General features: G+C 49.2%; 22 protein-coding genes. 5 read left to right on the forward strand and 17 right to left on the reverse strand.

Annotated features, from left to right (window positions below; all coding sequences use genetic code 11):
- Window positions 1–7: 7 nt before the first annotated feature.
- From phnK to D515_RS03975, 12 genes are all read right to left on the reverse strand, one after another.
- Window positions 8–793: a phosphonate C-P lyase system protein PhnK gene (gene phnK / locus D515_RS03920; protein WP_204366349.1), complete on the reverse strand. Its 786-nt coding sequence runs from the start codon at window positions 791–793 to the stop codon at window positions 8–10.
- A 26-nt stretch (window positions 794–819) separates the two neighbouring features.
- Window positions 820–1,707, reverse strand: a complete 888-nt coding sequence (locus D515_RS03925; protein WP_002536182.1) for an alpha-D-ribose 1-methylphosphonate 5-phosphate C-P-lyase PhnJ — start codon at window positions 1,705–1,707, stop codon at window positions 820–822.
- Window positions 1,704–2,804 (reverse strand): carbon-phosphorus lyase complex subunit, encoded by a 1,101-nt coding sequence (locus D515_RS03930; protein WP_002536183.1) that lies wholly within the window; start codon window positions 2,802–2,804, stop codon window positions 1,704–1,706. The genes D515_RS03925 and D515_RS03930 overlap by 4 nt, the downstream gene beginning before the upstream one ends.
- Complete coding sequence (gene phnH / locus D515_RS03935) at window positions 2,795–3,403, reverse strand: phosphonate C-P lyase system protein PhnH (protein ID WP_002536185.1); 609 nt, start codon at window positions 3,401–3,403, stop codon at window positions 2,795–2,797. Before phnH ends, D515_RS03930 begins: the two co-directional genes overlap by 10 nt.
- On the reverse strand, window positions 3,400–3,852 hold the full coding sequence (gene phnG, locus D515_RS03940; protein WP_002536187.1) for a phosphonate C-P lyase system protein PhnG: 453 nt from the start codon (window positions 3,850–3,852) through the stop codon (window positions 3,400–3,402). The genes phnH and phnG overlap by 4 nt, the downstream gene beginning before the upstream one ends.
- Window positions 3,853–4,548 carry a phosphonate metabolism transcriptional regulator PhnF gene (gene phnF, locus D515_RS03945; RefSeq protein WP_002536189.1) on the reverse strand — a complete coding sequence of 232 codons (696 nt, stop codon included), beginning with the start codon at window positions 4,546–4,548 and terminating at the stop codon, window positions 3,853–3,855.
- 71 nt (window positions 4,549–4,619) lie between these two features.
- Window positions 4,620–5,408, reverse strand: coding sequence for a phosphonate ABC transporter, permease protein PhnE (phnE, locus tag D515_RS03950; RefSeq protein WP_002536190.1), 789 nt, complete (start codon window positions 5,406–5,408; stop codon window positions 4,620–4,622).
- A 73-nt stretch (window positions 5,409–5,481) separates the two neighbouring features.
- Window positions 5,482–6,477 (reverse strand): phosphonate ABC transporter substrate-binding protein, encoded by a 996-nt coding sequence (gene phnD / locus D515_RS03955; RefSeq protein ID WP_002536191.1) that lies wholly within the window; start codon window positions 6,475–6,477, stop codon window positions 5,482–5,484.
- A gap of 27 nt (window positions 6,478–6,504) precedes the next feature.
- A complete protein-coding gene (phnC, locus tag D515_RS03960; RefSeq protein ID WP_002536192.1) occupies window positions 6,505–7,338 on the reverse strand; it encodes a phosphonate ABC transporter ATP-binding protein in 834 nt (277 codons plus the stop codon).
- Between the two features lie 230 nt (window positions 7,339–7,568).
- A complete protein-coding gene (locus D515_RS03965; RefSeq protein ID WP_039849568.1) occupies window positions 7,569–7,880 on the reverse strand; it encodes a hypothetical protein in 312 nt (103 codons plus the stop codon).
- Between the two features lie 98 nt (window positions 7,881–7,978).
- Window positions 7,979–8,548 carry a hypothetical protein gene (locus D515_RS03970; RefSeq protein WP_039849569.1) on the reverse strand — a complete coding sequence of 190 codons (570 nt, stop codon included), beginning with the start codon at window positions 8,546–8,548 and terminating at the stop codon, window positions 7,979–7,981.
- 119 nt (window positions 8,549–8,667) lie between these two features.
- Entirely contained in the window at window positions 8,668–11,211 is a 2,544-nt protein-coding gene (locus D515_RS03975) for an Ig-like domain-containing protein (RefSeq protein ID WP_002536195.1), read from the reverse strand.
- A gap of 351 nt (window positions 11,212–11,562) precedes the next feature.
- Between D515_RS03975 and dctP the strand changes: the two genes are divergently transcribed.
- Complete coding sequence (gene dctP, locus D515_RS03980; protein ID WP_002536196.1) at window positions 11,563–12,594, forward strand: TRAP transporter substrate-binding protein DctP; 1,032 nt, start codon at window positions 11,563–11,565, stop codon at window positions 12,592–12,594.
- 38 nt (window positions 12,595–12,632) lie between these two features.
- Here dctP and D515_RS03985 read toward each other — a convergent pair whose 3' ends face one another.
- Complete coding sequence (locus D515_RS03985; protein ID WP_051997469.1) at window positions 12,633–14,750, reverse strand: PTS sugar transporter subunit IIC/EAL domain-containing protein; 2,118 nt, start codon at window positions 14,748–14,750, stop codon at window positions 12,633–12,635.
- A gap of 499 nt (window positions 14,751–15,249) precedes the next feature.
- Here D515_RS03985 and D515_RS03990 point away from each other — a divergent pair, with 499 nt between their 5' ends.
- Entirely contained in the window at window positions 15,250–15,840 is a 591-nt protein-coding gene (locus tag D515_RS03990; RefSeq protein WP_002536199.1) for a leucine-rich repeat domain-containing protein, read from the forward strand.
- 33 nt (window positions 15,841–15,873) lie between these two features.
- On the opposite strand, the gene D515_RS03995 is transcribed toward D515_RS03990, so the two are convergent.
- On the reverse strand, window positions 15,874–16,191 hold the full coding sequence (locus D515_RS03995) for a PilZ domain-containing protein (RefSeq protein WP_039849570.1): 318 nt from the start codon (window positions 16,189–16,191) through the stop codon (window positions 15,874–15,876).
- 238 nt (window positions 16,192–16,429) lie between these two features.
- Window positions 16,430–16,819, reverse strand: a complete 390-nt coding sequence (gloA2, locus tag D515_RS04000) for an SMU1112c/YaeR family gloxylase I-like metalloprotein (RefSeq protein WP_002536201.1) — start codon at window positions 16,817–16,819, stop codon at window positions 16,430–16,432.
- Window positions 16,820–17,202: 383 nt separating this feature from the next.
- Here gloA2 and dgt point away from each other — a divergent pair, with 383 nt between their 5' ends.
- Window positions 17,203–18,663 carry a dGTPase gene (gene dgt, locus D515_RS04005; RefSeq protein ID WP_039849571.1) on the forward strand — a complete coding sequence of 487 codons (1,461 nt, stop codon included), beginning with the start codon at window positions 17,203–17,205 and terminating at the stop codon, window positions 18,661–18,663.
- Here dgt and D515_RS04010 read toward each other — a convergent pair.
- Entirely contained in the window at window positions 18,660–19,286 is a 627-nt protein-coding gene (locus D515_RS04010) for a TetR/AcrR family transcriptional regulator (RefSeq protein ID WP_002536205.1), read from the reverse strand. The genes dgt and D515_RS04010 overlap by 4 nt on opposite strands.
- A 139-nt stretch (window positions 19,287–19,425) precedes the next feature.
- Between D515_RS04010 and D515_RS04015 the strand changes: the two genes are divergently transcribed.
- Window positions 19,426–20,517: an efflux RND transporter periplasmic adaptor subunit gene (locus tag D515_RS04015; RefSeq protein WP_002536207.1), complete on the forward strand. Its 1,092-nt coding sequence runs from the start codon at window positions 19,426–19,428 to the stop codon at window positions 20,515–20,517.
- Window positions 20,518–20,522: 5 nt separating this feature from the next.
- Window positions 20,523–23,615 (forward strand): efflux RND transporter permease subunit, encoded by a 3,093-nt coding sequence (locus D515_RS04020; protein ID WP_002536208.1) that lies wholly within the window; start codon window positions 20,523–20,525, stop codon window positions 23,613–23,615.
- Window positions 23,616–24,059: 444 nt separating this feature from the next.
- Here D515_RS04020 and D515_RS04025 read toward each other — a convergent pair whose 3' ends face one another.
- Window positions 24,060–25,220 carry an AAA family ATPase gene (locus tag D515_RS04025; protein ID WP_002536210.1) on the reverse strand — a complete coding sequence of 387 codons (1,161 nt, stop codon included), beginning with the start codon at window positions 25,218–25,220 and terminating at the stop codon, window positions 24,060–24,062.
- Between the last annotated feature and the right edge of the window lie 9 nt (window positions 25,221–25,229).

Consider the following 25,229-nt stretch of genomic DNA (forward strand, 5'->3'; position numbering starts at 1 on the left):
GTCTTCCCTACCCCTGCAAGACGGATGATACGAGCAACTGTGTGTAAGGATGTTGCGGATCGTCGAGCACCTGATCGGTCAGCCCGGTTTCAACAATTCGACTCTCTTTCATCACCACCAATCGGTGAGCCAGTAATCTCGCTACAGCCAAATCATGGGTCACAATGACCACAGACAGCCCTAAGTCCGTAACGAGATTTCGAATCAAATCCAGCAGCCTTGCCTGCACAGACACGTCAAGCCCGCCTGTCGGTTCATCCATAAAGATGAGTCTTGGATGCGTCACCAGATTGCGGGCAATTTGTAGCCTCTGCTGCATACCGCCAGAAAAAGTGATTGGCATGTCGTCGATTCGGTCTTTAGGAATCTCCACCTGAGAAAGCCAGTCCAACGCTTGCTCCCGAATATCGCCGTAATGTCGGTTTCCTACTGCCATCAGTCGTTCGCCGATGTTGCCACCAGCAGAAACCCGCGGGCGTAATCCATCCATTGGGTGCTGATGAACCACTCCCCAATCGGTGCGCAGTAATCGACGGCGTTCACTTTCAGAAAGCGCATAGAGGCTCGCTTGATAGCCATCTTCAAACTGGTAATTCACTGCGCCACAATCTGGCGTTTCACGACCTGAAAGCACACGTAACAAGGTGCTTTTTCCAGAGCCTGACTCACCCACAATACCCAGCACTTCGCCTGGCCATAAAGCAAAAGAGATGTCCTGACACCCCTTGCCTGGCTGATAAAGCTTGGTGAGGCTTTGTACTTCTAATAGTGGCTGCAAGTTCGTTGCTCGCATCGTCGCGTGCTCGCGACCTAACTCTGTTACTGACACGCGCGCTTCTCCTCTTGCTCCTTTTTTAGAGCATTTTTTGACTGCTGGTCATTGCAATAATCGGTATCAGAACACACGAAAATTCGGTTGCCTTTATCATCCGTTACTACCTCATCCAGAAAGCTGGTTGTTGAACCACAGATGCTGCAAGGCTCACCCCATTGCTGGATTTCGAAGGGATGATCGTCGAAATCCAGACTCTTCACATCCGTATAAGGAGGAATGGCGTAAATACGCTTCTCACGCCCAGCGCCAAAGAGTTGCAGCGCGGGCATTTGATCCATCTTGGGGTTATCGAATTTCGGTATGGGCGAAGGGTCCATGATGTAGCGACCATTGACCCGCACTGGGTAGGCGTATGCGGTCGAAATATGGCCATAGCGCGCGATATCCTCGTAGAGCTTCACGTGCATCACGCCATATTCTTCCAGACCATGCATTTTGCGTGTTTCCGTCTCACGCGGTTCAATAAAGCGCAGCGGCTCAGGGATCGGCACCTGGTACACCAGAATCTGACCTTCGTTCAGCGGTTTTTCTGGAATGCGGTGGCGGGTTTGAATCAACGTGGCCTGCTCTGTGCGCTCAGTAGTTTCAACACCGGCAACCTTTTCAAAGAAGTGGCGGATGGAAACCGCGTTTGTGGTGTCGTCAGCCCCCTGATCAATCACTTTAAGCACATCAGGCTCGCCGATAATGGCAGCGGTGATTTGAACACCGCCTGTGCCCCAGCCATAAGGCATGGGCATTTCGCGGCCACCAAACGGCACCTGATAACCGGGAATCGCAATGGCTTTCAGCAGGGCACGTCGAATCATGCGTTTGGTTTGCTCATCGAGATAACCGAAGTTATAACCACTTTGAACGGCTTGCATAGTCATAGCGCTTCTCCTTCGCCCGAAGCGTCGCGGGCATCAAATTCTTTTTGAAGCTTGCGGATAAGTTCGAGCTCAGCCTGAAAGTCCACGTAGTGCGGAAGCTTCAGGTGGCTGACAAAACCCGCAGCTTCAACGTTGTCGCCATGCGCTAACACAAACTCTTCATCCTGAGCAGGGCCTTGTGGCACTTCGTCATATTCGCCACATTGCAATGCTCTATCTACCAACGCCATCGACATCGCTTTACGCTCAGAAAACCCAAACGTGACGCCGTAGCCTCTAGTAAACTTCGCTTTGTGCTTTTTACTGCCAGTGAAACCATTGATCATCTGGCATTCGGTCATTTCGATATCGCCAATTTCAATAGCAAAGCCTAATTCTTCAGGAACGACTTCAAGCGTGACGTTGCCAGAGCGGATTTCACTGGCAAACGGGTGATTACGCCCGTAACCACGCTGGGTGGAATAGCCCAATGCCAGCAAGAACCCCTCATCACTGCGCGCAAGTTGCTGCAACCTTGCACTCCGGTTTGCCGGGAATGTGGGTGGCTCCATGGTGATATCATCCGGCGCTGCGCCGTTATCTTCCTCAGTCACCGTTAGATCGAGGTTTTCCAGAATACTCATCACCCTTGGGCAATGCGCCATCTCATCGATATCACTCAGTCTGGCGGGTTCGCTACGATCTCCACCTTCTGCCAACAAAGCAAAATCAAGCAATCGATGGGTGTAGTCATAAGTTGGCCCGAGTACCTGTCCACCCGGCAAATCTTTATAAGTTGCAGAGATACGACGCTCGATTTTCATCGTTTCGGTATTCGCAGGTTCCGTCACCGCCAGCCGAGGCAAAGTAGTGCGATAGGCGCGAAGCAGGAAGATAGCTTCCACCAAGTCACCGCCAGCTTGTTTGATAGCCAACGCCGCAAGTTCTTTGTCATAGATGCCGCCCTCGGTCATCACACGATCTGTCGCGCCAGCCAGTTGTTCGGCTATTTGTTTGACATTCAGAGCGGCTTGCGAAAAAGAGCCCCTGCGTTTTTTGTCCTGCAATTCATGAGCGGCAGCGATGGCTTTCTCTCCGCCTTTTACAGCTACATACATGTGACCTCCTCAATTTCCAGCGTCACCTCTGTCGAGCGAGGCAATGCAATAATGTCGGAGCCGGATGTAAACAGAATGTCCACACCATGGGGGAAGTGGCTGCGTTTTGTTACTAAAGCCAGAAGCAGCAGCGGGTTCAAACCCTTCACTCTCATTTTTGTTGTCGACTGAATACCGGGGCCGGCCAGCACCAGCACATCACCTTCCTTCAGGCTGTCCACCTCAATAATCAACGTGGTGCTTCTGTCCGGATAGTGTTCGCTACCAACATTGAAACCTTCAAAGTCTTCCAGTTCACTGCCTCTGGCAAGCGCAAAAGCGGACTCGCACTTCTGACCAGAGAGCGGTGCGCCACAGTGAAAACGGATGTTTTCAACCAAAGTTTCATCTGCATTGAAGCGTTCTGATAGCCACAGGCTGGTTGCGTTGTCGGCCAACGTCAGTAATACCTGAGTCGCTGCGCGGCTAGTTGTTCCAAACTGAGCGTTGTAGTCCAATGAAACCTGTTTCCCGGGGTGGGACATTGCCTCCATTAACTCTCGGAAGACCTGCTGTGCATCATGCACGGGTGAGTGAAAACCCTCTGTTATCTTGCTCATTCGTCCTCTCCTCTCACCATGGTGAAAAAGTCAACTTTACTGGTCGCCACTTCCCTTGCACGCAACTGTTCTTGTTCTGCTTTTTCTGCCGCGAGCGGCGATATCAGAGCTTGCTGCAGCGCATCATGTGCAGAGGTTTGCATCAATGCATCCACCACTGCAGCAAGTTCTGCATGCTGCTTGTTTCTTCCAGTGACATAGCTGTAGCCCAGCTCGCCACTATCCAGTCGAACTACCGCACGGGTGATGGTGACATCACCCATATTGAAAGCGTTCCCTGTACCGCCCATTCGAGCGCGTACCTGAGCCAACCCCAGTTCCGGTGCGCGAACCAACTGGTATTGCGGGTTAAGTGAGAGTTTTACCCAGTGCGTTATCAACGCATTGGCATCCGTTCTGGCGAGGACTGACATCCAGCGCTGGCGCGATGTTTGCTTTTCCTGTTCCATTCAATGCTCCAAAACAATCTCGACCAGATCAGAACGTGTGTGGGACGATGAAAACTCCACAATCTGGTCGGTTCCTGTGATCACGTTGGTGGTTTTAAACACCATGATGGGTGTCTTGCCGGATAACTGAAGCAATCGGCAATCGGTCTTTTTCGGCATCATGGCTCTGAGCCGAGTACTTTTACGGGTAAGGTGAACGTCCAATTTGTCTTTGAGAAAAGCGTGTAGCGAACCCACTTCGAAATGCTTCACTACCGGCCACCATTCAAGGTCAGCAAGGTAGTGGTCAATCACGCTCGCTGGCATGCCGTTTATCTTTCTAAGCGTGCGAAGTTTGATGACTTGCGATTCCAGCTCAGCACCAAACATGCCTGCTATTTTCTCGTTCGCAGCCACCAGCCCCCTGCTGATCACCTGACTGGTTGGCAAACTGCCCTGTTCCATCAAGTTGTCCGTAAAGTGCGCTCCGGCGTGAAGTGGATAGTCAAACGGTTGGCTGACCACCATGTTGCCGCGCCCTTGTTGACGCTCGATGAGGCCGGTAAAAACCAGTTCGTCAATTGCTCGTCTCACTGTGTGGCGGTTAACGTCATACTTCTTCGCCAGCTTGGATTCAGGCGGCAGGTAATCCCCCGCCTGAAAATAGCTGCGAACTTCCTGTTCAAGATGCCTGGCGATATCTAAATAAACTCGCATCTTTTATCCCTCCGCATTCCTCTACGCTTATGGGTTATCTAGACAAGTTGGGTGAAATAAAAATCTGGCTGTTAAATAAACATCTTGCGGATGTACTGGGACGCGAAGTCGATAAGACTGACGGTCACAATGACTATCAACATGATGGCGGCGGTCTGTTGGAACTGAAATCCGCGAATCGCTTCCCAGAGCAACACACCAATGCCACCCGCACCAACCATGCCGACCACGGTGGCTGAGCGGACGTTCGATTCGAAACGGTACAAAGTGAACGAAATCCAAAGCGGCAATACTTGAGGTAACACCCCGTACATCACTTCTTCAATCTTGTTGGCTCCGGTCGCCCGAACCCCTTCGACAGGCCCGATATCGATTGCTTCGACCGCTTCAGAAAACAGCTTGGCGAGTACGCCCGTAGTGTGAACAAACAGTGCTAATACACCTGCGAAAGGTCCCAGACCGACAGCGACAACAAACAACATCGCAAAAACCATTTCGTTGATGGCGCGCGCGGCATCCATCAAACGGCGCATTGGCTGATAAACCCACCAAGGCACGATGTTTTCTGCACAGAGAAGCCCGAATGGAATCGAAAGCAGGACAGAAAGCACGGTGCCCCAAATGGCGATTTGGATGGTGATAAGGGTTTCATCGACATAGAGCTTCCAATGCGTGAAATCCGGTGGGAAAAAATCAGACCCCAGTTCTGCCATGTTTCCAGCATCTTTAATGAGTTGCGCTGGATTCATCTCAGAACCTTGCCATGACCAGGCAAGCACGAGAGCCACAATCAACATGCCGACAAAGCGTTTCCAGTGAGAGGTTTGTGGCGCGGTTAAAACGGCGGTATTACTGCTCATTCTAAAATTCCATCAAGCTACAAATAACCGAGTTAAAAAGAAAAGCCGGAGAGAACTCCGGCTCATCAGGTACTTACTCCATCGCTTCCAAAGCACTCATTTGGCGGTTCAGGGCAGCCAGAGAACTTTTGATGCTTGCCAGCTCTGCGACTTGCTCATCAGAAAGCTTGTCTTGGTTGCTCAGGCCATTAAGCTGCTTGTAAAGCGCCAGTTGACGAATAGGCAACAGTTGCAGGTCGCTAGATGGTTTGAACGGTGCCCAGTCCAGGCCTTTCAGAATTGCCACTTCCTGCGCATCGCCCGCTGTGCCGTAGTTCATGAAGAAGCTGTAGATGTCTTCCTTCACGTTATCTGGCAGGTTCTTACGCCATACGATTGGGTCAGAAGGAATCAGTGGCGACTGCCAAATCACTTTAATGTCTTTGAATTTTTTAGGATTGGTGCGCTCGAAGCGACGCATGTTTTCGGTGTTGTTGGTCGCTACATCCACTTGCTTGTTAGCAACCGCGAACAGGTTCACTTCGTGGCTTGAATTCAGTGTGCGTTTAAAGTCACTAGGCTGAATGTTGTTCTTCGCGAACACATAGTAAGAAGGTACCAAGAAGCCAGAAGTAGAATTAGGGTCACCGTTACCAAACGCCAGCTTGCTGCGGCTTGCAATCATGTCTTCAACGCTGTTGATTGGGCTGTCTTTATGAACCACCAAAAGGCTCCAGTAGCCTGGGTTACCCTCTGAATCGACAGTTTGGGCGAAGATTTCACCGCCAGAACGGTCGACCGCTTCCATCGCGGATTTGTTACCAAACCATGCAACGTCAACTTTGTCGAAACGCATGCCCTGAATGATGCCCGCGTAGTCAGGAGCAAAGTAGGCTTTCACTTCCATACCCAGTTTCTTGCTCATGTCGTCTAGGAACGGGTCCCACACTGATTTAAGGTTTTGCTGGGATTCCGTAGAAATAATACCGAAGTTCAGGGTGTCCATTTTTTCCTCTGCAGACGCTGGTGCAGCGACGGCTGCAGCCAACATGCCAAGTCCACAGGTGAATGTGCGTAGTGCTCGTAACATCGTCATCGTCCTTTGTGTGTTAACGGTTTAACTGATGAGAGAAAGTGGTGCTTTTTCCACAGAAGCCGGTTGTTCTTCCATACCGACGTCCAATGTCATTTCTGATTTACTGCCATAAAGTTCAGCAAGGGCGTGTTTGTCGATTGCCGCGCTTTCTCCTTGATAGAAGATTTTTCCGTCTCGCAGTGCGACAACGTGCTGGCAGTATTTGAGGGCGTGATCGACCTGATGAAGCGTCACGATCACAGGGATACCCTCACGCTGGTTGATGTCGCTAAGCAGCTCCATCACGATGCGTGAAGATTCTGGATCCAAAGAGGCAATAGGCTCGTCGGCGAAAATGATCCGGGCTTTTTGCATGAGTGCGCGGGCAATAGCCACACGTTGTTGCTGTCCACCCGACAGCGTAGAAACACGCTGATGAGCGAAATCTTGCATACCAACACGTTCCAATGCTGCCATCGCTTCTGCTTTCTGCTGCTTGGTGAAGTTACCGGTAAGCGTGCGCCAGAACGGCGTGTAGTTGAGCGCCCCAATCAGCACGTTGGTCATCACTGACAGGCGGTTCACTAAATTGAACTGCTGGAAGATATAACCAGCTTGCGCGCGACAGTTGCGAACCTGACCTGAAGCTCGGCCCTGACTCTGAACGGTTTTACCAAGCACCTGAATCTGTCCGTCTTGCGTTTTATCAGAGAAGACCAAGCCGCTCAGATGGCGAAGTAGCGTTGACTTTCCTGAACCAGAAGGTCCAAGAAGTGCGGTCATTTCTTTGTGTTGGATCTTGAGGTTGATCTGGTCAAGCGCTTTGTTTTTTCCAAACGTTTTCGTCAGACCATTCACTTCGATAATGCTATCCATGTTTCAGGGAACCTCGTTATGTGGTGTCCCTATCGTGTGGTCTGTTTGTGTCGTTTTTATAACGAAATGGTGTCAGGGAAGTTGACGATTGAAGAGGTGAGACAGAGGTATAAATTGCGTGGAAGCGTTTGTATGCAGGGGCTGGAGGGGTTATCTAGATAGGTTGCTCGACTTGTCTAGATAACCTCGTCACTAAAGATTCATACTCATCCGGTGACATTACCACCAGATTAATGAGTGACTTTAATTTGGACTTTGTACGGCGTTTCCAACTGCATCGTGTCACCAAATTTCACGATGGTTTCCAGCGCTAAAACCTCACCGGTAAACTTGGTTTTCTTGTTCTCAATCAGGTCGCGCCAAATATCGTCTAACGACAAAATGCGGGAATTATTAAACCCTTCAAATGACAATCTCATACACTGCTGCCAATCTTTACCGCTGCCTGTTCTTTCATACTCAGCGCCGACATCACCTACTGTTCTCTTGGAAGATACTTCAACATAAAATTCGGCAACTTCTTGTTCTCTCCATGTATTCATCTAGCATGCCTCATCATATAAGCCTGTCGAAATTATAGACAGTAACGACAACATTTATCGCATTTATGAGACAAGCGTGACCTATGTCGTTATAGGCCCTAACGTCGCCACCAGATGATGAGATGCAACAAAGCAAACAGGCCGTGCCCCCAGATATAGGCTTCAATCGCGCCAACGGCGGTTTTATGAATGGCTAAAAAATCTGGGCTGAGTGGATTTTCCATTAACATCGCGATGGCCCAAAGAGTGCCTGTAACGGTCGCCAACATCAGTGCCAGCAAGCCTAGTCCCTCAACCGTCGCGGCCAGTCCCGCAGGCTTTGGTTCTGGCAAACGGCCAGTTCTGAGAATAAGCAAATCAGCTTTAATGACCTTAAAGTTGCCAAACAACCAGGGATACATGTCTGCGATTGGACGCCGGTTAACCACGGTTACGAAAAAAACCATAGAGAAAAGTAACAGCCCTATCCCGCCATACATATGAATATGGTCAATCAGGGTGAGGTGATAAACGGTCGCATCTTTGCTGACATGCATTCCGGCTGAGGTGAGCAGTTGAAATATCACCCAGCTTATGGTCGTAAAGTGAAGCCACTTTTCCGCTGAGGGTAGTCGCGAGAACAGGAAAGAAAGTCCGCGAAGCGTTTTGTTTGGTGTTTGAACGTGCATATCTGGGTACTACTTTAAGAAGATTATGCAAGTCTATGAATTAAGATGGATAGTTGTTGTTTCAAAATTGATGAATGGGGAAAAAAGCGGGACATTACGTCCCGCTTCGCGTATTAAGGTTATTGCCCTGCATTCATGGCACTTAACTTGTCACCGACGGGGCCAGAGAAATTGAAGCCATCATGTTTGTCCCAGTTGATTGACCAGGTCATCACGCCACCAAAGTTCGGGTAGTTGAAAGCAGGTTTCACTGTTCCACACGCAGTACCTTTGGTCACACAGTCAAGAGCATCCAAGATGTTCTGAGTAGGTGCCTGGCCAGAGTTCGCCGAGCTTGGACCTGATGGTAAGCCGATAGCGACTTGGTCATCGCGAAGTGGCGCAAACGTGGTCCCGTTTGCCAATTCAAAACCTTCAATCAGCATTTTGGATTGAGCAACCATCATGTCTACTGAACCTTCCGGTGCAGCGCCTGAAAGATACGGATTCGGCAGACCACCATTGTTGTATAGCTGAACATGCAGCAGGTCCAAGGTATCGCGCAGTTCATCAATCAATGGAATGTAAGCGCCCCAAATACCGCTGTACGCCACCATACCGCCATGAACATAAGGATGTTCAGGTGCCATCGTCAGGTACATGTCACCACCCATGTTGGTTTCAATCTGCTTCAATGCACGTGGTAAACGCGCCTGAATTTGCGAACCATGAACAAGGTTAGAGCCACTTTCCAGATCGATATCCAGACCATCAAAGCCCCACTCTTTCACAATCGCTGTCAGGCTCGAAACGAAGTTAGCTTCATCCGCATCAGTATTCAGCGTGATCGTCCCTTCCGCACCACCGAGTGACAGAACGAAAATTTTTCCTTTCGCCTGCAACGCAGCCATGTCTTGCTTGAACTTCATAGGATCAAGCGGAGGACAAGTGCTGCGAATGTCACCGTTATACAGATTAAAGTGGACAGTCCCGTCACTGTTGCGATCGTTCTCTGCGAAGGCGATATCAATGATATCCCACGCATCCGACATTTCGCTCAGATTCAGTGGACAGCCAGCACCGTTCACAAAGTTGTGCCAGTAACCAATCAGCTGATGTTTTTTCGCCGATTGCTCGAACACTTTCAGCGTAACAGCTGCGGTTGAAGCAGTCAGGCCATTGCTATCAGTTGCTAGCGCAGAAACCGCGTAACTACCTACTGCACCTGGTGTCCAGCTTGCACTGTAAGGCGCCGTTGAATCAGATGCGACGATGGCACCATCAACCACGAAATCAACTTTCGCCACAGTACCGTTGAGGGCACTCGCTTCTGCTTCGAGCAACACAGCTTTACCCAAGCCGACAGAACTGCCTGCTGCTGGGGAGGTCAGGCTCGCTACCAATGGCTGGTCACTCACATTAACCAGAATGCCGGCATCGCCTGTATTACCCTCGTTATCAGTGGCTACGGCGCTGATGCTCACTTCGCCTAATCCTGTTACCGCCCAATCAACGGCATAAGGCGCAGCATTATCAACGGCAACGCTTTGGCCAGCTACGAAGAACTCGACGCCGGTTACGCTGCCATCAGAATCAACGGCATCAACAGCAAGGGAAACAGTCTCACCTGCAAGCAGAGTTGCATTATCCGACGGAGAAGTGAAAGTCACGCTAGGAACAATGGCGCAGATACCCAGTTCAGTCCAAGCGTCTTGCCAGTGAGCGCCGGTATTTGGCTCATATGCCCACGCCGCATCCGATGAACACCATCCCGCTACGTCACATTGGTATTTATAGTTCGCGTTTTGAACAATATCGCCAACTGCATAGCTGGTGCCAGCGCTGTAAGTCGGAACGCCAGCACAACCACCACCAACGGTATTGCCGGCAACTTTAACAGAGACTTCACCTGCCCAAGCCTGCAAGCCATCGTTGTCAGTCGCTTTAGCATTGAAACTGTGGTTGCCTTCCGTAGCAAGCCAAGGGGTTTCAAACGGAGCAACGTCATCTGAACCGACAAGTTTGTTGTCGACATAGAATTCTACAAGCGTGACTGCACCATCGGAGTCTTCTGCAGTTGCTGTCAGAGCAACTGTTTCACCAGCTTTTAATTGCGAACTCGCAGTCGGATTAGTCAGCTGTGCGGTAGGCGGGATACCAAAGACAGGGTCCTCAACCGAGATACTCACGCTTTGCTCGGACTTTGCGCCCTCATTGTCTGTGACGACAGCACGAACAATCGCCTGTCCCTGTTCTGCAACCCACTCCAAAGAGAAAGGAGGCGCTGTCACAATACCGACACTGTTTGCGCCGATGAAGAATTCAACATCCGACACCGAGCCATCACTGTCGGAGGCCGTCGCTGAAAGAGTAATCACATCGCCAGTAACAAAGTTGGAGTCATTTAAAGGAGAAGTCAGGTCGATGACGGGAGGCTGGTTTCCACCAGTAGAACATTGCCCCAGCGCTTCCCACTCTTGCCATGGACCAGAGTTTTCAGCCGGGTTCTTGCCTGTCGTCCACCATTTGGCTTTGTAAGCCTCGCCAGTATACGCCACCTGATCGCCACCATTGTATATGGCAGTGTTTTCCCAAGTTGGTAATGAAGTACAGTCAACTGCCCAAGCTGGCAGAGCTGTTGCTACGCTCAGCGCAATGGCCGAGAGTATCATTGGTTTGTGCATGATGAATTTCCTTATTCGATAATAAGTCACCACCATTTTTATGTCCCACGTACGGGACTACCTCAAAAAAGACTTCGTGGCATTTTTTAGGACTCTCGACTTTATTTACGCCAAGAATTATCCCAATTCCATCATGATTGATTGAGTTTGCTATCTCCATGACAAAGCAGCAGTTTTCTCTCGTATTGGTGACCATTGCACAAAGACACTCCGCAACTTTTTTATTTCATTGAGGAAGTTCCCAAGGCATCACTTTTTTTCCCAGAATCTCAAGGACTAAACTGATGAAGCGTATCTATTTGCATTAACAATTAACTAAGTCCATATAATTCAAGACATGGAAGTAAAGAGGTGAAAATGCGCTATCTGCTGAGACTGTTTATGGTGACACTCACCTTTTCACTTTCATTATCCGTTCAGGCGTCGAGTGAGGAAGAACGGGTGGTGTGGCGTTTTGGGCTGGAAGAAATTGAAGGGTCAGTGCAAGACATTTACGCCAAAGAATTTAAACGCATCATCGAAGAGAAGTCCGGTGGTGAGGTGGTCGTCGATATTTACTCTTATGGCACCTTGGGCGAATCGGAAGATCTCACCGCGTTGACCACACTCGGCACACTTCAGCTTACCCATGCCTCCGTGGGTATCATCGGCAGCCTGGTGCCTGAAATGCAGGTTTTCAATATTCCCTACATTTATTCGCATGACGACGAGCTGAATCAATCCGTTATCGCCAGCAATCCCACGCTTTATGAAGTGCTTGGGAATGCACTTATCGATCAGGATCTGCGCTTGATGACCCTCTATCTTGAAGGCGATATGGTGTGGTCAACCAATCAAGAAGTGGTCAAACCCAGCGATTTTAAGCAATTCCGAATGCGTGTGATGAATTCCCCGTTGGTGATTGAATCCTTCCAACTTTATGGCGCAGATGCCGTGCCACTCCCTTATTCTCAGGTTTATGGCGCGCTACAAGCCAATATTGTGGATGGGCAGACCAATCCGGTTTTCTCGATAGAAGAAATGAAGTTTTACGAAGTGACGGAATATATGATTTGGCCGGGCAAGCAAAAGTTCACCACCTCAGTGATTGCCAATCAAGCATGGTATTTATCACTCTCGCCTGAGCATAAAGCGCTGCTTAGGGAAACATTTCAAGGCTTGAGTGACTATATACTCGAAAAGCAGCAAGCCCTGAACAAAAAGCAACTGGCCACCATTAAAGCATTTAAACCCAGTATGACCTTTATCACTCTCAACCGAAGTCAGCAAAACGCATTTAAGAAACTCGCCGAGCCTGTTAGAAGTCGTTATGTGGAATTAGTAGGGAAGCCCGGAGAGCGTGTGTTGGAAGCCTTGGATGAGGCACTTGCTCACAAAAAATAAGAGAGCGACCAGCGCTCTCTTATTTCTCATTGGATTGGTTAAGCAATTTCTCGATTGGTGCGTGCCACCGGCACTTTACTGATCGCCTGGCGTTGCAGGGCGTAGTTCCGCACCTCCGAAGCAGAAACTGCCTTGCTGTAATACCAGCCCTGAATCACCACATCTGCTTCGCGCGAAACAATATCAAGCTGCTCTTGGGTTTCCACCCCTTCCACAATAATGTTCATGCCTAGCTGTTTGGCGATTCCAGTCAGGCTATAGAACACCTGCTTGCCCCGTTCGCTGCTCAGCGCCAACACAAAACTGCGGTCGATTTTCATCGCATCAATATCGAAGCGGTTGAGATAACTCAATGAACTATAACCCGTCCCGAAGTCATCGATATGTACAGCAGAACCCGCCATATGAAGACGCGAAATGGCCTGTTCTACCATCGCTGGTTTATCAATCAGCGAATCTTCAGTGATCTCAAAATGAATCAGTCCCGGCACCTGCGCGATGAGCGAGAGAATCTCTTCCATGGCGTCTTTATTTGTCAGGGTATGACTGGTGATGTTTACGCTGATTGGCATATAGAAGGTCTGATCCATCCAGAGCTTGCTCTGTTCCACTGACTGTCGCACGACCCAGAGATCGATATCTGTCATCAGGTTCGCTTTCTCAAACACCGAAAGGAATTGACCCGGCGCTTCCACATTCCCCATGCTGTCGCGTAAACGGATCAGCGCTTCTACTGCCGTCACCTGACCAGTGTGGCTCGAAATCTGTGGTTGATATTCCAGATAGAATTCTCGGGTAGCAAACGCTTCCAACTGCATTTGCACGCCTTGAATTTCGCGCACTTTATGGAGTGATTCCGTCACTGGGTCCACCGCTAGCACATACGCTTCTTCTTCACGGCGGGTGAACGAGGTATCCAGAGAAGGAATGTACAAATCGCGAGTTTTGGCGTGCGCATCCAACATACGAACAAAGGGTAAATAGATCAGTGTACTGACGATCACCAGCCCCACCTGCAATATCACTGCGTTGTAATCGCCACCTGTTGAGATAAACGCATTAAGGATCAACGGGCTTGTGATCGGTGCCATCACCACAGGAATAGCCACCAGCCCCATCGACATCACGGTCAATGCAATACCCATATTGACCAATGGTGCGATCAAAAACGGAATGAAAAGACGCAGGTTGAAAATGATTGGCAAACCAAACATCAGGATTTCATTGATATTAAAGAAACCCAAAGGAATGCTTGAAATCGCAATCACACGCATCACTTTGTCTTTGGAAAACGCCAATATCGCCAGCGCAAGCCCCAATGTCGCCCCTGCGCCACCAATGAAAACAAACGATGAAAGGGTCGAAATATTCATTATGTTTGAAGGCATGGCCCCGGCACTGTAAAGCACGCGGTTGATATCCAGCACATCAATCAAAGGTTGAACCAATGGGGTTAGCGCGTAGTAGCCATGAATACCCAAAAACCATAACAAGGAATTCAAGGTAGAGAAGAGCGCACCAACAGTATAAGGGTCATTGACTGGGTCAAACGCCTTAAGGAAAGCCGCTGAATCAAAATACAAGCTGGTCAGAGTGAGCAACTTCGTCAGCAAGACAACCACACCAGTGGTGATAACACCCGGAATGATGAGGTTCATGGAGTCTTTGACTAACTTGCCAGCGACTTCATTTTCAACAATCCGCGCCCATCTTTGCTTTTTCAGTTTGGAGAGCAAAGGAACAGCATAGATTGGCAGGGTTAAGCCAACAAAGGTCAATAGAATTGAGCTGGCTTGATACTCATAGCCCAGCACTTTTTCCGCCACTGCAACGTAAGAGATGCAGAGCACCGCAATCGGCGGACGGGGTAAACGCCACTGAATCGCAAGCATCATGCTAATAGATGCAGCAAAAAGGTATGGATAAAGGGAGGTCAGTGACAGTCTCAGTAGGTTCAGTTCGTGTATAAAAACGGGTGCATCCACATGAAGGAATTCGAGCATGCTCGCCACAAATCCCAGGATGCTTGACACTATTAAACAAGGGACAAGCCATAACATCCCGTCTCGCATTGCTCTGAGCGATCGCGTCACCGCCTCAAACCGATACGGATTGAGCCAATGTAAGAAAGATTGGTTGTTTAATTTTTGCTTCATTTAATTCACTGAAAGAAGGCCAACGACATTGTTGCCCATTGTCGCGATGAAAATTCAGAGCGAGTAAATATGCTAAAACCGTGGTAATTTGCCGGGTATTGTAGTGTCTAGAAAACCTAAATCAACATCTCACATAAATAAAATCGACTTTTACCAGCCATTAACATTCACCCTCTGAATGCAATACCAAATTTCATCCATTGGATCACTCATTACCAATCGTTTGCGCTGGGAACTTATTCACGTTTTCGGCTGACTACTGCCAGAAATTAAGTACTTGGGAGCAAAAATGAGATCTTGAGTCCAATATTAAAATATCTATTAACAGCAATATTAATAATGTTATTTGTCTCGATGATTGAAAAATTATTTATTAATTATCTTTGGTAAAGCGACGTTTACGATTAATTCTAAAAGGAATATTTAATTAACATCCACCAAAGCTTTTGATTTATGGCGTATAATTAAGTGGTTATTACCTTTATGCCTGCGAGAAAAGATGACCAATAAATCAACAACTCACCCACGTTTCGCGATTTCACTCGTATTACTGACATTTCTGTTGATCCTGTCAGGCCAGACAACCCAGGCCATGGGCAAGAAAAAGCCACATTTTGTCGATACATTGAAACTTCATGGATACATTGATAACTATGGTAACGTTCGATTAAACAATTCGCCCTTAACGGAATTACCTGAGCCTTTTGATGTGGAAGGATTTCTGGACATTGAGGGGAGTCAGATCGAGCGCTTGCCTGACGGCTTAACCGTGAAAGGTTATGTCAACGCTTCCAATACAAGGCTGACCAGATTCCCAAAAATTGATGTAGGCGGATACATCAACCTCACCAACTCAAAAGTCGCTGTTTTGCCACAAGGATTTAAAGTGAACGGCGATCTCAGCTTGAGCGGTACACCAATCGCAGCACTGCCAAGACGGTTAAACGTGAAAGGAAACCTCTACCTGAGCAACACACGCGTGGAGTCGCTGCCACCAGATTTAAGCGTGGGCGGTGATTTATATTTAAGAGGCTCTCCGGTTAGTACTATTCCGGAAACCGTTCGGGTGGGAGGAAGAATTTACCGCTGAGCACTTGTGACATTTCTCCGTCAACGTTTGTGCTCAAGCGGCGCGTTTGATTTGGGAGAGTTGGACTGCATGAAGTTTGCGGCGTAGGGCGAGTCCATAGCGATAACGTACACGACCGCCAATCTTTACTTCCCCTTTATGCTTGATTTCGACACGGAGTTTCGGCATGGAGTTGATTTTCAGCTCACCAATGCCCTCTTCCAGCTTCCACTCAGAAGTGAAGCCCATGCCCCGTTCAGAGATATCCGTAATTTGAATACTCACCTTCGGGAAAATTTTGTGTGCCCAATACAGTGTTCCTTTCACTCTGGATTGGCACTTGTATCTCTGCCAACGGCGTACTTCACTCATCGCCCTACTTCTCTCTCATATAAATACTCAATGAGATTCACTCAACCTGAGTGAATTAATAGGGTCTGTTGATCTTTGGTGATGGCTTTTGATGCAGTTTGTGGCGCCTAAAACGCTTAGGGCTAGAACAAAATTCAACCACCAAAGATCAACAGACCCTACGATATAGTACGGACGAGGACGAGAAAAATTCGTCTTATTTTAGAAACAACTTAAGATTAACTTACGAAAGCTCTCGTTAGTGAGGCACTTCATAAAGTTCCAATGGCAAACCATCAGGATCCTGAAAGAAGGTAAAACGGGCTTGAGTGTAAGGGTCGACACGCACAGGCTCGCATTGAACACCCTGCGATTCCAGATAGGCGATAGCCTCATCGATATTTTGGGTGGAAAAAGCAAGATGTCGCAGCCCTTGAGCTTCAGGAAAAGAAGGACGTGAAGGACTTTCCGGAAAAGAAAACAGCTCCAACTGTCTGCCATCGGGGAGTTGCAAATCAACTTTCCACGAATTCCGAGCTTCACGGTAATTCTCCGCCAGAATTTCAAACCCCAGCACCTCATGATAAAAGCGCTTTGACACGATAATATCGCTGGCAATCAAAGCGACGTGATGAATTCCTTGAATCACTGGTGAAAACTCCCATTAGTTAGTCATTTTTACCAACCATTGTTATGTTGGCTGACCGACACGTCTCTAACTCTTTGAAAATACGGCTATCATAATTGGCATCAGATTTGCTGAGTAGTACGTTAAAGCAATAACAAGGATAGAAATGATGATGCTAACAGCAAAACGTAAGAACCAGTATAAAGCAGGTTTTTCAGTGTTTATGTTCGGCTTTTCCTTTGGAGTCGCGCTGCTCGCGTCCGTTTGTTAAGTACAGTTATACCCGAGAAATGCCGTTTCACTGCCTGTCGGCATTTCTCTTTCTTCTTCCCTATCAAGCTTATCGACAATCCTGCCTTACAGCGCTAAGGTTATGAAAATACGTTGCTTCCGGTAGGGTACCCATGTCTCACATCGATTTCAGGAAGAAAATCAGCCTCGCCCGTCCCAGACCTTATGGCACCCATCTCCAACGGGCTCTTGAAAGTGACCGTGGGCGCATTATCAATTCCGCCCCCATTCGCCGCCTACAGCAAAAAACGCAAGTCTTCCCACTAGAACGAAACTCTGCAGTACGAAGCCGACTCACTCATTCCATGGAAGTGCAGCAAGTTGGCCGATTTATCGTCCACTCTATTTTTGATCGCCTCTCAGACAATGAAATCAAAGCCTATGGATTGGCGGAGCTTGAGCGTCCGATTGAATCTTTGGTGGAAATAGCCTGCCTGATGCATGACATGGGAAATCCGCCATTCGGGCATTGCGGTGAAGATGCAATCAACCGTTGGTTTAGCAAACACCTCAACGATCTCACGCCCATGCGTCGGCTTCTTCAGGAACTTCCAACGTCAACAACAGACCCCATTCTCCATGAGCTTTGTCATTTCGATGGCAACGCGCAGGCAATCCGTCTGGTGCAATCACTGCATCGCTTCAATCTTACCTATAGTCAGGCAGCGGCGGTGTTGAAATATACCCGTCCAGCGACTGAACGCGCAGAGGAAGTGCCGCAAGATAAAAACTACCTTACCAAGAAAGTCGGTTACTACATCACTGAAAACCGCTATGTGAATGCCTTAATGGACGAGTTGGAAATCAGCAAATACTGCCGCCATCCTCTCAGCTACATCATGGAAGCGGCAGACGACATTTCTTACTGTCTGGCTGACTTGGAAGACGCTGTTGAGAAACGTATTCTTTCGCTGGAAACCCTGACTGAACATCTTAAACGCACATTTGCCGAACTTGAGCCGGATAACCGCCCGATAAAAGGCAGACACTGTTTCGACGCCCTGCTCGATAACGTTTATCGTGATGCTCAAAACGACGAGATCAGCCCTACCCACAAATTCTTTATCAAACTTCGTGTGGAAATGGTTCATCCATTGGTCAATCACGCGTCAGAACAGTTCACGCAGAACCTTGAAGCTGTATTCAATGGCGATCTGAACCGTGCGTTAATCGAAGACAACAGCCAATTCCACGCATTGGCGAAGACTTTCAAACAGGTAGCAATTAATCACGTCTTCAACGATCCAGAAGTCGAAAATCTGGAACTTCAAGGTTACAAAATCATTGGCGGGTTATTGGAGGAATATCGACCCCTTCTGGATTTAGACCAAGATACCTTCCAGAAAATCGTTCGCGGTGAAGGACGAAAATTGCCCGTGGAAAGAAGGTTATTCAACAAGCTTTCCAGAAAACATGTAGCGGCATATGAAATTGCCCTGAAGGAAGAAGCACCAGTGAATCATCCGACGCTTTGGGAGTTCTACTTGAGATGCCGATTATTGCAGGATTACATCAGCGGCATGACCGATCAGTTCGCGTTTGATGAATACAAAACCTTGCTGGTTAGCGATTAAAGCCTCTCAGTTGGATAGCCGTATCCTCGCAAAAACAGATCAACGCAGGAATGCACGTAAGTGCGTCGTGTTTCTGCGTCTTCTTCTGAGTCAAACCCCAGTAACGCCCAATACACCGCACGACCATGCAACATCAGCAATAGCTGCATAGCCGCAGATTCAGTGTTGTCGCACAGGGGCAGCTCTCCCCTTTTTACCAATAAGGAAAGGTAATCGCTGATTCGGTTGATGTTGCGGATAGGACCCTGTTCTAAAAAGATGCGGGCGATTTCGGGATGGGTACCAGACTGACGAATCGTATTCTGAAACGTATTACGCGCCTCTTCCCCCAGCAACATGTTCTGGAACAACCAACCAAACTCACGGAGCACGACGTGTGCAGCACGTGATTCGTGTTCCAGATCCAGCTCCAACCCCGCCGAGATGCATTTTTCAATGATGCAGGTTTCGAACAACTGATCTTTACTACTGAAGTGCGCGTAAACCGTTTGTTTACTGACATTTGCATGCACTGCAATTGCATCCATAGAGATGCCATAGCCTTGCTTGGAAAAGAGCTCAACAGCTGCCGAAAGGATTTGTTGGCGCTTTTGCTCTTTTCGCTGCGAGATATGCGTTGTCATAGTCTTCCCTGGTTGAGTTGCTGTGCATTTATTAGCCTAATCAAACTGGACAGTCTAGTTTGATTGCTTTATTTTTAATCTAATTGGACTGGGCAGTCTAGTCCACTAAATAATCGTAACGGACGACGAGAAATTTTCCATGCAAAAGTGCATTCCATCTGTCGCTATCGCGGCCACTATCACTCTCCTCACTGCCTGCAATTCGCAGACAGAAGAAGCCGCGGCACAGCCTGAGCATAACTTACCGACCGTTAATGTACTGACCGTAGAACTTGCGCCGGGTTATTCCGTTAACCGCGAATATGTCGGCACTGTTCAGGCGGGTCAAAGTGCCAATCTAGGTTTTGAACTCGGTGGCAAGGTGAACGCCTTATTAGTCGACGAGGGCGATACCGTTGTTAAAGGCCAGCCCCTGATCAGACTGGATACCCAGTTACTCGAAACCGAAGCCCAGCAGTTGGGCGCGCAATTGGAACAACTCGACGCCCAACTGGACCTCACCCGCACCAACCTACAACGCCAACGCCAGTTGAAAAAGAAAGGCTTCAGTGCGGATGCAGAAATCGATTCACTGATCAGCCAACGTGACGCCCTGTTGGCAAATGTTCGACAACTCAATGCGTCACTTTCCTCGAATAAACTTCGTCAGGAAAAATCCACCATCTACGCTCCTTACAACGGTAAGATAAGCCAGCGCTATGTCTCCCAAGGGGACGTTGTCAATGTTGGTGCGCCGACCCTCACCCTATTGGCAGATGATCTAAAAGAGGCACGTATTGGTGTGCCTATCAAATACCTCGATGCACTGACTGCCAATTCATCCGCCAAGGTTCGTGTTGGCTCAGATGTTTATCCAGCGACGTTACTGAATCCCGGCGCTGCACTGGATATGCGCTCGCGTACCGTGACACTCCGTTACCTGCTTCCTGAAGGCTCAAATGCCCTCGACGGCCAACTCGCGTATTTGCAGTTTTCCTTTGAAACACCGCAAGAAGGTTTCTGGATGCCATTGACAGGACTGACTGATGGACTGCGTGGAACTTGGAATGTCTATGCCGTGGTACCGGGCGATTCGGGCAGTCAGTTTGTATCGCGCCGTTCAGTGCAAGTTCTCCATGCTGATGAGAAGAAGGCCTATGTCTCCGGTGCGATAGGCGACGGTGACAAAGTATTAGTGGATGGCGTTCACCGCGTGGTTTCCGGTCAATCCGTAAACGTAGCGGCGGAGTAACTTCCATGGAAAAGTTACTCAAAAACACCCGATTATTGGTCCTGTTTACTGTCCTGTTGTTGGTTTCAGGGCTTTCAGCGCTCTCTACCCTTCCCCGCGCAGAAGACCCTGCCCTCATCAATCGCTGGGCAACGATTACGACGGCTTATCCTGGCGCCAGTGCAGAGCGTGTAGAAGCCTTGGTCACAGAAGAGCTGGAAAACGAGCTGCGTGCACTCGATGAAATTAAGTTGATTGAATCCCAGTCGCGCCCTGGTATTTCAGTCATCACCATAGAACTTCATGACGAGCTCACCGAAACTGAACCGGTTTGGTCAAAGGTACGCGATAAGATTGGAGACGCGTCGCCTAACCTGCCTTCCGGCGCTCTAGAACCCGCCTTCGACAATGATCATTCGAATGCTTTCACCTACATCACTGCCCTGCAGTGGGATGACGACAGCGATGTTGACCCACTGATCCTCGGCCGTTATGCCAAAGAGCTTGCCAAACGTTGGCGAAACCTTGCTGGCACCGAATTTGTGGAAGCCCACGGTGCGCCGGACGAAGAGATTCTCGTTACTCTCGATGTGGCATCTGCCAGTGTGCTTGGGCAATCTGCCCTTTCCATTTCGAACGCCATTTCAGCAGCTGATGCTAAAAACGCGGCAGGTGAACTTCACAATGAACGTAACCGCTTCCAACTCGAAGTTGCAGGCGAACTCGACTCAGTTGATCGGGTAAAACGTGTTCCTGTCGCGATAGATGAGAACGGCTTCCTTGTCCGGTTGGAAGATGTCGCTTCTGTTGTGCGGGCGCAGGCGTTGCCACTCCAACAAATAGCACTGATTGATGGCAAACCCGCGGTACTAGTTTCTGCGCGGATGCAAGGAACGATTCGGGTAGATAACTGGACGGCATCTGCCGATGCGCTTATCGACGGATTCCGAGCAGATCTCCCCTCAAACATCAGCATCAAACCTATTTTCAAGCAGGCCAAATACACCGAAACCCGACTGTCTGAGTTGGTCGATAGCTTGCTGCTCGGTTTCGGGCTGGTATTGATTGTGCTGTTTATCACTTTGGGCTTTCGATCTGCGATTTTGGTTGCCCTGTCTCTACCCATCGCCTCTGCCTTTACCCTGGCATTAATGAGCTTTACGGGCTTGCCTATTAACCAGATGTCCGTCACGGGTCTTATCGTGTCACTCGGCATCATGGTCGATAACGCCATTGTCATGGTCGATACTATCCAGCATTACCGCCAACAAGGTGTGAAGCGACTGGAAGCGGCAGTAAATGCCATCAAACACCTTTGGTTACCGTTGCTGGGTTCGACATTGACCACAATCCTCGCCTTTGCGCCCATCTTCCTCATGCCGGGGCCTGCAGGTGAATTCGTCGGCGCGATTGCCATTACCGTCAGCTTCTCGCTGATTGGCTCCTATATCGTTTCGCATTTTCTGGTGTCGGGCTTTGCTGCGCGCTGGTTGCCTTCTGGCGAAAGCCACAACCATTGGTATCAATCAGGCTTGAGCATTCCTTGGCTAAGTGAGGCTTTCCGCGCATCAGTCCGAGCCGCGGTTCGGTTCCCCTGGCTTGCGATCCCAATCGTGTTTATGGTGCCATTTTCCGGCTTTTGGGCTGCTGGCCAACTCACCGAGCAATTCTTCCCGCCATCAGACAGAGATATGTTTGAGATTCAGGTGTTCCTGTCTCCTCAAGCGAGTATTAATGCGACATTGGAAACCACCCGACAGATTGAAGCGCTGCTAGAAGAAACCGAGGGCGTTGAGCAAGTGGGCTGGGTGGTCGGTGAGAACTTCCCATCGTTTTACTACAACATGATGGGACGCCAACGTGGCGCGCCTAATTTCGCGCAAGCCATGGTGAAAGCCGAAGACTTCCGTGCCGCGAATAACATGATCCCATTACTTCAGGGGCAACTTTCCGAGCAATTTCCCCACGCGCAAATTCTGGTGAGAAAGCTGGAACAAGGTCCTCCTTTCAATGCGCCACTGGAAGTGCGAGTGTATGGCCCGAACCTTGACCGTCTTCGGGATATCAGTGAGAACATTCGCCTGCTGATGGCGTCCACACCTGATGTCATTAACACCCGCGAAACCCTGCAACCTGGTACCCCTAAGATTGCCGTTAAGGTGAATGAAGAAGCCAGTCAACTCACAGGCATGTCACTCAGTGATATTGCTATGCTGCTCAATGCCTCCATGTCAGGCATTGTTCAGGGAAGCGTCGTCGAAGAAACTGAGTCCATTCCTGTCCGGGTGCGCGTCGCTGATGACTCACGTACCAGCATCAACGAATTGAACAAACTGAGATTGCCTTTGGCTGGCAGTGAAGGTCAGGCTGACTTGCCTATCACCGCCATTGCAGATTTGGCGATCGAGCCTAGCCGTGGTGCCATTCCCCACCGCAATGGTGAACGTGTCAATGTGATTGAAGGTTACATCACTGCCGGCGTGCTGCCACAAACTGCATTGAACGCTTTTACTGAGAAACTGGAAAACGCTGACCTGCGTTTACCGCCGGGTTATCGCCTCGAATTTGGTGGCGAATCTGCTGAGCGTAACGATTCCGTCAATCAGCTTTTGGCCAACCTCACCATCGTTATCACCCTCTTAATTGCGGTTGTCGTGGTCTCGTTCAATTCATTCCGTCTGAGCGGGATTATTTTCTTGGTCGGCGTTCAGGCTGCAGGTTTGGGTCTATTGTCGGTTTGGGTGTTTGGCTACCCATTTGGCTTTACGGTGATCATTGGATTACTTGGCTTGGTTGGTCTGGCGATCAACGCCTCGATAGTGATTCTGGCAGAGCTAAAATCCTGCCCAGAGGCCAAATCGGGGAACCGAGAAGCCATTGTTGAAGCGGTAAGCAGTTGTGGGCGACACATCACCTCCACGACCATCACAACAATTGGCGGTTTCCTGCCGTTAATCCTGGCTGGCGGTGGCTTCTGGCCACCTTTCGCTATCGCCATTGCAGGCGGCACATTGCTGACAACCCTGTTGTCATTCTACTTCGTGCCAGCAGCATTCAGGATTGCAGTTGCGTTTCGCCCTTTAGACAAACCCAACTCTCTGGAACCCACTGAGGCATAAGGTGAACAGTAGGCATAAAAAAACAGCCACCTTCCGGTGGCTGTTTTTTTCTTCAATGGTTGAATCGTATCCGCAAAAGCTAAAACGCAGAAAGAACAGGGCTAGCCATTAAGCCCATCAGCAGCAAAATTGGAAACATGATCTTAATGATGAACGGAATCCGCATTATCACATTCCTTTTCTAATAGTACGGCTTTAGCAACCCGCGACTCTCCCACACGGTTTGCACTCCGCCAAGCCAACAGCAGCAAAGCTTGTTAATTATAGACGCAAACTTTTAACAAGACATACAGCACTGCATACCTTTTTGGACAAAAACTTAGACAACCAGCAGTTCTATATGAAATATAAGGAATATTTTCTCCAAATTTTTTTGCGACTCATCACGCTTTTATAGCAGATATCATACGAAATCGGATGCTCATTACCTTCGATGCGCTTCTATTAGTCTGGCCAGTACCAGTTAGGTGTGTCTAACAATCCCTGACCTTGCACTTCGGTTTGACCCAAGACTTTTTCCAGCTCTATGGCATGACAATCTGGATGATGGTTCAGGGCGTTTATCAAGCGGTTCGCATGGGAAATCACCCAAACCTGCGAATGCTGTGAGGCGTGGGTGATCAGTCTAGCAAGCGCAGGCAAAAGATCAGGATGCAGACTGGTTTCCGGTTCGTTGAGCACCATCAGCGCTGGTGGCCTTGGCGTCAGCAATGCAGCGACCCAAAGCACGAATCGCAATGTTCCGTCAGAAAGCTCGGCACCACTCAAGGGACGCAACAAGCCTTTCTGGTAGAATTCGATGGAAAAACGACCATCATCCTTAGTCACCACACGCAGCTTACAACCTGGAAATGCATCTTCGATGGCACGGTCTAGCGCTTCCTTGTCACCGATTTCGATAATGGTTTGAAGTGCGGCAGCAACATCCCTTCCATCGTGATGAAGCACCGGCGTTCGGGTGCCCAACTGAGGTTTCCTTGCAGGTGCATCGGCGTCTGTGCGGAAATGATCGTAAAACCGCCAGCTCCGAATCATTTCGCGGGTATGAAAAACTTCGGCAGCAGCGGCTGGGTCGGCATGAGCATCAAACATGCTGTCATAACTCGGTATATGCTGGGAGGCCACTTCCCAGCTACGTCCATTGCGAATTCTAACCATGTTACCTTTTCGCTCTACCAGAGAGCTGGCTGGACGATAGTACGGGCCATTGAAAATGCATTCACGCTTGATTTCGGGATCGAAACAAAATGCACTTTGCTGGGGTTCAGGTAATCCAAGCGAAATCGTATACCCAAAGGTTTCACTCGAGAACCCAAGTTTTAGCCTTATCACATCTTTGCGTACCACTGGCTCTACATCCACATCGCCGCGGCGCATCGCCTCAGAGATTTCTTCGGGGCCCGCCCAGAAGGTCGATTGCAATCCCCCTTCTTCCGCAAGCGAGTTGACCACTCCGCCGGATGCGGTTTTCGCCAGCAACCGAAGCGCCTTGTACAAGTTCGATTTGCCACTGCCGTTCGGCCCGGTGATCAGATTTAACGGCCCGAGGGGGATAGTGAGAGACTGTATGGATCGATAGTTGGCAATGGAAAGCGTGGTAAGCATGATGGGTCC

This window comes from Grimontia indica, assembly GCF_000333895.2.
GTDB lineage: Bacteria > Pseudomonadota > Gammaproteobacteria > Enterobacterales > Vibrionaceae > Enterovibrio > Enterovibrio indicus.

Excerpts from the sequence above, each read along its gene's own strand:
- phnK (WP_204366349.1), bottom strand. The coding sequence starts at position 793 with ATGCGAGCAACGAACTTGCAGCCACTATTAGAAGTACAAAGCCTCACC.
- D515_RS03975 (WP_002536195.1), bottom strand. The coding sequence starts at position 11,211 with ATGCACAAACCAATGATACTCTCGGCCATTGCGCTGAGCGTAGCAACA.
- D515_RS03925 (WP_002536182.1), bottom strand. The coding sequence starts at position 1,707 with ATGACTATGCAAGCCGTTCAAAGTGGTTATAACTTCGGTTATCTCGAT.
- phnC (WP_002536192.1), bottom strand. The coding sequence starts at position 7,338 with ATGGATAGCATTATCGAAGTGAATGGTCTGACGAAAACGTTTGGAAAA.
- phnG (WP_002536187.1), bottom strand. The coding sequence starts at position 3,852 with ATGGAACAGGAAAAGCAAACATCGCGCCAGCGCTGGATGTCAGTCCTC.
- D515_RS04025 (WP_002536210.1), bottom strand. The coding sequence starts at position 25,220 with ATGCTTACCACGCTTTCCATTGCCAACTATCGATCCATACAGTCTCTC.
- D515_RS03965 (WP_039849568.1), bottom strand. The coding sequence starts at position 7,880 with ATGAATACATGGAGAGAACAAGAAGTTGCCGAATTTTATGTTGAAGTA.
- phnF (WP_002536189.1), bottom strand. The coding sequence starts at position 4,548 with ATGCGAGTTTATTTAGATATCGCCAGGCATCTTGAACAGGAAGTTCGC.
- dgt (WP_039849571.1), top strand. The coding sequence starts at position 17,203 with ATGTCTCACATCGATTTCAGGAAGAAAATCAGCCTCGCCCGTCCCAGA.
- D515_RS04020 (WP_002536208.1), top strand. The coding sequence starts at position 20,523 with ATGGAAAAGTTACTCAAAAACACCCGATTATTGGTCCTGTTTACTGTC.
- phnD (WP_002536191.1), bottom strand. The coding sequence starts at position 6,477 with ATGTTACGAGCACTACGCACATTCACCTGTGGACTTGGCATGTTGGCT.
- D515_RS03930 (WP_002536183.1), bottom strand. The coding sequence starts at position 2,804 with ATGTATGTAGCTGTAAAAGGCGGAGAGAAAGCCATCGCTGCCGCTCAT.
- D515_RS04010 (WP_002536205.1), bottom strand. The coding sequence starts at position 19,286 with ATGACAACGCATATCTCGCAGCGAAAAGAGCAAAAGCGCCAACAAATC.
- D515_RS03995 (WP_039849570.1), bottom strand. The coding sequence starts at position 16,191 with ATGAGTGAAGTACGCCGTTGGCAGAGATACAAGTGCCAATCCAGAGTG.
- phnH (WP_002536185.1), bottom strand. The coding sequence starts at position 3,403 with ATGAGCAAGATAACAGAGGGTTTTCACTCACCCGTGCATGATGCACAG.
- D515_RS03985 (WP_051997469.1), bottom strand. The coding sequence starts at position 14,750 with ATGAAGCAAAAATTAAACAACCAATCTTTCTTACATTGGCTCAATCCG.
- D515_RS04015 (WP_002536207.1), top strand. The coding sequence starts at position 19,426 with ATGCAAAAGTGCATTCCATCTGTCGCTATCGCGGCCACTATCACTCTC.
- D515_RS03970 (WP_039849569.1), bottom strand. The coding sequence starts at position 8,548 with ATGCACGTTCAAACACCAAACAAAACGCTTCGCGGACTTTCTTTCCTG.
- phnE (WP_002536190.1), bottom strand. The coding sequence starts at position 5,408 with ATGAGCAGTAATACCGCCGTTTTAACCGCGCCACAAACCTCTCACTGG.
- D515_RS03990 (WP_002536199.1), top strand. The coding sequence starts at position 15,250 with ATGACCAATAAATCAACAACTCACCCACGTTTCGCGATTTCACTCGTA.